The sequence below is a fragment of the Mycobacterium sp. genome (assembly GCF_049802695.1).
Lineage (GTDB): Bacteria > Actinomycetota > Actinomycetes > Mycobacteriales > Mycobacteriaceae > Mycobacterium.
In genome coordinates this window covers 1-6473 of the sequence record NZ_JBARMY010000043.1, presented here as the reverse complement: position 1 = coordinate 6473, position 6473 = coordinate 1, and the positions used below count along the sequence as shown (strand labels likewise).

Here is a 6473-nt window from a genome sequence, read left to right as displayed (position 1 = left end):
GGCAGGCACAGTCGTAGGCGGACCGACCGGGATGGTGATGCCCGGAGCCACCTCGATGCTGGGTTGGATCACGGTTTCCGACGGCGGCGCCTGCACCCGCGGTGGCGGAGCCGGTGCCACGGGCGCCCCGGCGTATCCGCCAATCTCCGCGGGCTTGGGGAACGACTCATTGGTGGTGCCCTTGAGGGCGCCGTCCATGGTCGACTTCCAGATGTCGGAGGGCAGTCCAGAGCCGTACACCGGCGAACCCCACTTATTGACCAGCGGTTTGTCATCCCTGACGGTCCCGACCCATACCGCGGTCGACAGCGACGGGGTGTAGCCGACCATCCAGGCATCCTTGTCCGAGCCGGTGTCGCCGAGTTGCGTGGTGCCGGTCTTGGCCGCCGACGGCCGGCCGCCGGCCAGGTTGTGGCCGTTGGAGTAGCCCGCGATCGGTTGCATCGCCGACGTCACATTGTCCGCCACCGCCTTGTCGAGGCGCTGGTCGCCGTTGTCGTTGGAGTTACTCGCGTCGAAGAGCACCTGACCTTCGGCGTTGACCACCTTCTGCACGAAGTGCGGCGGGTGGTAGACGCCGGAGGCGGCCAGCGTCGCGTACGCGGTGGCCATGTCGATCGCCCGGGTCTGGTACTGGCCCAGCACGATTCCGTTGTTGGGGGGGCCGCCTTCGCCGTCCTCGGACAGGGTGTGCGGTACGCCGGGAAAGCTGGTGGCGATACCGGCCTGGTGGGCGGCCTCGGCGACATCCACCGGGCCGTGCTTGAGTTTCAGCATCAACCGGTAATAGGACGTGTTGAGCGAGCGTTTGAGCGCCTCGGCGATGTTGCAGGTTCCGCAGCCTTCACCCTCGACGTTGGTGATTTTGATGCCGTCGACCGTCAACGGTGAGCTGTCGATCTGCGTGCCCAGCCCGATGCCTTGTTCGAGCGCGGCGATCAATGCGAACACCTTGAACGACGAGCCGGTCTGCAGCCCAGCCTGAGCGAAGTCGAAGCCGTTGGCGTCCGAACCGCCGTAGTAGGCCTTGACCGCTCCAGTGCGCGGATCGATGGAAACCACCGCGGCCCGCATGTCAGGATCTTGGCCGTCGAGGTACTTCGACACCGCCTTCTCGGCGGCCCGCTGGGCCGGCGGGTCGATGGTGGTGGTGACCTGCAGGCCCTGCGTGTTCAAGGTCTGCTCGTCGATGTTGAACAGCTCCATCAGCTCCCTGGTGACCTGCCGCTCGATCAGCCCGTTGGGCCCGCTGGTCTGGTTCTGCTCACGAGCCGCATCGGGCGGCAGGGTGGGCGGAAAAACCTGCTCCGCGCGATCGCCCGCTGACAGCGCCTTGATGTCGACCATGCCGTCGAGAACCCAGTTCCAGCGTTTGATCGCGCCGTCCAGGTCGACGGCGGGATCCAGCGTGGAGGGCCGCTGGATCAGCGCAGCCAACAGCGCACCCTCGGCCACCGTCAACTGCTCGGCGGGCTTGTTGAAGTACGCCTTGGACGCCGCCGCTATTCCGTAGGCGCCGCGGCCGAAGTAAATGATGTTCAGGTAGGCCTGCAGCACGTCGTCTTTGTGCCACTCCCCTGACATCTTGGTGGCGATGACGAGTTCTTTGGCCTTGCGGACCAGCCCGCTCACGCCGGCCCGCTGGGCACCCACCAAGGCGTTCTTCACGTATTGCTGGGTGATGGTCGAGCCGCCTTGGGTGTCACCGCCGAACAGATTGTTCTTCACCGCCCGCGCGAAACCGGTGAACGAGAACCCCGGGTTGGAGTAGAAGTTGCGGTCCTCCGCGGCGATCACGGCCTGCCGCACGTGCACCGGAACCTGGCTGAGGTCGACGTCGACGCGATTGCCCTCCGGCGGGACGATTTTGGCCAACTCAGAGCCGTCGCTGGCCAGGATGGTCGAGACCTGATTGGTGCGGATGTCGCCCGGTTTCGGGACGTCGACGATCAGGTACGCCATGGCGAAGGTGATGAGCGGCAACACCAACACCACCACCGCGGCGACGTAAAGCCCGCGGCGCGCCCACCGCCAATTGGCGGGATGAACCACATCGCTGAGCAGGTGTTGTATGCCCGGCAGCGCCGGCTCAGGAGGGCGACCCTCGGGGCGGCGCCGGCCGCCGAACAGACGGTCGTCGTGGTGCGGCGGCCCCGGTGTCGAATCATTCAGCGCCGCCTTAACGGCCTCGATTGGATCGCGTTCGAAGGGCCGCGTCACCGGCTCCGCGTCCAGCGCCGCCTTGACCGCGTCGATTGGATCGCGCCCAGGGCCGTCTTTGACTGCGGGAATGACTGTGGTCAGCCGGTCGTCGGGCGGCACTGGACGACTGGACGCGCCGTATGCCGCTGACCCGCCGGGGACGTCAGTGGCTGACTGGTCTTTATGCCCTTCGTTACTCACTGGCCGTGCGGGTACCGTTGCGCGCCGTCCGCGTGCCGCGCGAGCCTTTCGGCGGGCGCGCTGCGCCGAGCACGTACGACTTGACCAGGTGATTCCAGCTGCAGGTCCGGCATACCTCCACTACGTGTACCGAAAATTCGTCGAACCGGGACGCCAGCAACACCAACTCCTCGGCCGTGCGGGCCGAGCCCGACACCGCGCCCAGATGATCGCCGAAAACCCACGACACGAGCGTGAGTTGCTCTTTCCGGCAGATGGGGCACATCACCGGGCTGAGTTTGCCGTGGAACTTGGCAGCGCGCAGTAGATAGGGGTCGGCGTCACAAACCTCGGAAACACCGGTGCGTCCCGAGTACACCTCGGACAGCAGTGAGCGGCGCCTAAGCGCGTAGTCCACCACCTGTCGCTGCAGTCGCATGGTCACTAGAGTACGTCCGCGCGGCGATTGTCGAGACTTCGCCCGGTTATCCGGCCGGCACGGTCTCCGCTGTCACCGGCGGCTGCCCGAGTTCGATCGGGTTGAGCAAAACGGTTGCAGCCACGCTGGTCACCGCAGTCACCGTCAGATACCCGCAGGCATACCACGGCTCGCCGTGACCGGCTTCGATCGGCGCAGCAACGGAACTATGAGGCACTGACGTCCCCGCAGCTCGGCAGGAACGCCGACCGGACCGGCTCGTTCTGTCTGGCGCCCTCGACGAGCAGGCCCCGATCGGTCAAGATCGGGCGCACTCCTTCACCGAAGATGTAAGCCTCCTCCAGATGCGGGTAGCCGGAGAGAATGAAGTGGTCGAGGCCCAGTTCGGCGTATTCGGTGATCCGGTCGGCCACCTCCTGGTGCGAGCCGACCAGGGCGGTACCGGCGCCGCCGCGAACCAGTCCCACTCCAGACCACAAGTTCGGGTAGATCTCCAGGCTGCGGGCGTCGGCACCGGCAGCGAAACCCTGCCCTTCGGCGTGCAGTTGACGCATCCGGCGCTGACCTTCGGACTCCGAGCGCGCCAGCGACTGCTGGGCGGCGGAAACGGTCTGCGGATCCAAGGCGTTCAGCAGCCGGTTGGCCTCGGCCCAGGCCTGCTCGGTGGTGTCCCGTGAGATGACGTGCAGCCGGATGCCGTAACCCAGTTGCCGGCCGTGCGCGTCGGCCAGCCCGCGGATCCAGTTCAATTTCTCGCCGACCTGGCCGGGCGGCTCGCCCCACGTCAGATAGGTGTCGGCGAACCGGACGGCGACCTGGCCGGCCGCCGGCGACGAACCGCCGAAGAAGATCGGCGGCAACGGCTCAGGGCGCCGGGCCAATGCCGCCTGTTCGACCTGCAGGTGTTCCCCGGTGAAGGTGACCGGGTCGTCAGATGTCCACAGCCGCCGGATGATGTCGAGGAACTCGCCGCACCGCGCGTAGCGCGCCTCTTTTGTCAGGAAGTCCCCGAACGCCCGCTGCTCGACGCTTTCACCACCGGTCACCACGTTCAGCAGCAGCCGGCCTTGCGATTGCCACTGAAATGTGGTCGCCATCTGTGCGGCGAGGGTAGGGCTGACCAGTCCCGGCCTTAGCGCCACCAAAAACTTCAGCGTTTCGGTGCACTCGATCAGCATCGCCGTGGTCAGCCAGGCGTCTTCGCACCATTGACCCGTCGGGGTGAGCACCGACTCGAAACCGTTGATCTCGGCGGCCCCGGCAAGCTGAGCGAGATACTTCAAATCGGCGGGGCGATCGCCGCGCATCGTGCTGCCATGGCCGCTGGCCACCAGGTACCGGGAGTCCCCGTAGGTCGGCAGGAACCAGTGAAAGTGTATTGCCACGTTCATCGTCTACCCGCGGCATGCGCGGCCGGACAGGCTTGCAGCCATCGTGATTACAAAGTGAAAAAGCCGGTGACGGCGCGGTTTCGGCGCGCCCCGCGGCGCAGGCACGGTTTGCTGCGGCGACGCCGAAAGTCCGGTCCGGGGCCCGCGGTGTCCGTCAGCTGAACAATTTGCGAACATCAGCTCGTGTGTGCCTAATATATCGGGACGATAGGATGACGCGAGGCGTCGGATTGTCGTAGCGGCCAGAGCAAAGGAGGTGACTCGATTCTAGAGCTCGCCATCCTCGGTCTCCTGCTCGAGTCACCCATGCACGGCTACGAATTGCGAAAACGGCTGACCGGTCTGCTCGGAGCCTTCCGCGCATTCTCCTACGGTTCGCTTTACCCGGCACTGCGGCGCATGCAGTCCCAAGGATTGATCGCCGAGAACGCCGCCCCAACCGGGATGCCGGTTCGGCGCGCTCGCCGGGTCTATGGGCTGACCGACACAGGCCGGCAGCGTTTCGGTGAGCTGGTGGCCGACACCGGCCCGCACAACTACACCGACGACGGCTTCGGCGTGCACCTGGCGTTCTTCAACCGCACCCCCGCTGAGGCGCGGATGCGCATCCTGGAAGGCCGCCGCCGGCAAGTCGAGGAACGCCGAGAGGGCCTGCGTGAAGCAGTCGCGCGGGCCAGCAACTCGTTCGATCGCTACACCCGCCAGCTGCACCAGCTCGGGCTGGAATCCAGTGAGCGGGAAGTCAAATGGCTCAACGAGTTGATTGCCGCCGAGCGGGTGGCCCAAGGCCGGGCCGAACAAAGCTGAAGAAGTAGATCGAGCATTACGTGAACACCCCCAAGGTAGAAGTAAGGAGAACGCCCGATGAGTGAGCACAAGCCACTACAGACGCCGGGGGCGCAGCCGGAGGTCCGAGTCGCCATTGTCGGCGTTGGCAACTGTGCGTCCTCGTTGGTACAGGGCGTCGAGTACTACCAGGACGCCGACGAGACGTCCTCGGTGCCCGGACTGATGCATGTGCGATTCGGCCCGTACCACGTCCGCGATGTGAAGTTCGTCGCCGCGTTCGACGTCGACGCCAAGAAGGTCGGGTTCGACCTCTCCGACGCGATATTCGCCTCGGAGAACAACACCATCAAGATCGCCGACGTGCCGCCGACCAACGTGGTGGTGCAGCGCGGACCGACACTCGACGGCATCGGCAAGTACTACGCCGACACCATCGAAGTCTCTGACGTCGAGCCGGTCGACGTGGTGCAGGTGCTGCGCGACGCCGAGGTCGACGTGCTGGTGTCCTACCTGCCGGTGGGCTCCGAAGAGGCGGACAAGTTCTATGCCCAGTGCGCGATCGACGCCGGCGTGGCGTTCGTCAACGCGCTTCCGGTGTTCATCGCATCCGACCCGGTGTGGGCCAAGAAGTTCACCGATGCCGGGGTGCCGATCGTCGGTGACGACATCAAGAGCCAGGTCGGCGCGACCATCACCCACCGGGTGATGGCCAAGCTGTTCGAGGACCGCGGCGTGCAACTGGACCGCACCATGCAGCTGAACGTCGGCGGCAACATGGACTTCCTCAACATGCTCGAGCGCGAGCGGCTGGAGTCGAAGAAGATCTCCAAGACCCAGGCTGTCACCTCTAACCTGCAGCGCGAATTCAAGACGAAAGACGTCCACATCGGCCCGTCCGACCACGTCGGCTGGCTCGACGACCGCAAGTGGGCTTATGTGCGCCTGGAAGGCCGCGCCTTCGGTGACGTTCCGCTGAACCTGGAGTACAAGCTCGAGGTGTGGGACTCGCCGAACTCGGCCGGCGTCATCATTGACGCGGTGCGGGCGGCCAAAATCGCCAAGGACCGTGGCGTTGGCGGTCCGGTGGTCCCGGCGTCGGCGTATCTGATGAAGAGCCCGCCGCAGCAGCTGCCCGACGACGTGGCCCGGACTCAGCTCGAAACCTTCATCGAGGGGTAGTTGCCGCCGCTCGTAGAGTCTTGAGGCGTGCCAGAGATTTCCGACGACGAACTGGCCGGCCTCTCGGAGTTCGCGCTGCTGCGCGAGAACGCCGAGCAGGCCGGGGTGCCGGGCCCGCTGCCGACCGTGCAGCGCGTCGACACGGAAACCGCCGATGGCACACTCAGTGCGCTGCGCTGGGGTGAGCGCCCGCCGCGGATGGTGTTTCTGCACGGTGGCGGGCAGAACGCGCACACCTGGGACACCGTCATCGTTGGCTTGGGCGAGCCGGCGCTGGCCGTGGACCTGCCCGG

7 protein-coding genes are annotated in these 6473 nt (G+C 65.9%); 3 read left to right on the top strand and 4 right to left on the bottom strand.

Annotation, left to right across the window (positions count from 1 at the left end; translation table 11 throughout):
- From WA317_RS01685 to WA317_RS01670, 4 genes are all read right to left on the bottom strand, one after another.
- On the bottom strand, positions 1-2403 hold a 2403-nt coding region (locus WA317_RS01685), incomplete at its 3' end, for a transglycosylase domain-containing protein (protein WP_425171382.1).
- On the bottom strand, positions 2396-2821 hold the full coding sequence (locus WA317_RS01680; protein ID WP_425171381.1) for a DUF5318 family protein: 426 nt from the start codon (positions 2819-2821) through the stop codon (positions 2396-2398). The genes WA317_RS01685 and WA317_RS01680, both read right to left, overlap by 8 nt.
- 46 nt (positions 2822-2867) lie before the next feature.
- Positions 2868-3038, bottom strand: a complete 171-nt coding sequence (locus tag WA317_RS01675; protein ID WP_425171380.1) for a hypothetical protein — start codon at positions 3036-3038, stop codon at positions 2868-2870.
- Positions 3028-4206 (bottom strand): LLM class flavin-dependent oxidoreductase, encoded by a 1179-nt coding sequence (locus tag WA317_RS01670; RefSeq protein ID WP_425171379.1) that lies wholly within the window; start codon positions 4204-4206, stop codon positions 3028-3030. The genes WA317_RS01675 and WA317_RS01670 overlap by 11 nt, the downstream gene beginning before the upstream one ends.
- Positions 4207-4476: 270 nt before the next feature.
- Between WA317_RS01670 and WA317_RS01665 the strand changes: the two genes are divergently transcribed.
- The 3 genes from WA317_RS01665 to WA317_RS01655 all read left to right on the top strand — a co-directional run.
- Positions 4477-5019, top strand: coding sequence for a PadR family transcriptional regulator (locus WA317_RS01665; RefSeq protein ID WP_425171383.1), 543 nt, complete (start codon positions 4477-4479; stop codon positions 5017-5019).
- Between the two features lie 57 nt (positions 5020-5076).
- Entirely contained in the window at positions 5077-6180 is a 1104-nt protein-coding gene (locus WA317_RS01660; RefSeq protein WP_425171378.1) for an inositol-3-phosphate synthase, read from the top strand.
- A 27-nt stretch (positions 6181-6207) separates the two neighbouring features.
- Positions 6208-6473: alpha/beta fold hydrolase (locus WA317_RS01655; protein ID WP_425171377.1), on the top strand; the 266-nt coding region annotated here is incomplete at its 3' end.

Bases quoted from the DNA above. Each gene is read 5' to 3' on its own strand.
- WA317_RS01680 (WP_425171381.1), bottom strand. From the start codon at position 2,821: ATGCGACTGCAGCGACAGGTGGTGGACTACGCGCTTAGGCGCCGCTCA.
- WA317_RS01660 (WP_425171378.1), top strand. From the start codon at position 5,077: ATGAGTGAGCACAAGCCACTACAGACGCCGGGGGCGCAGCCGGAGGTC.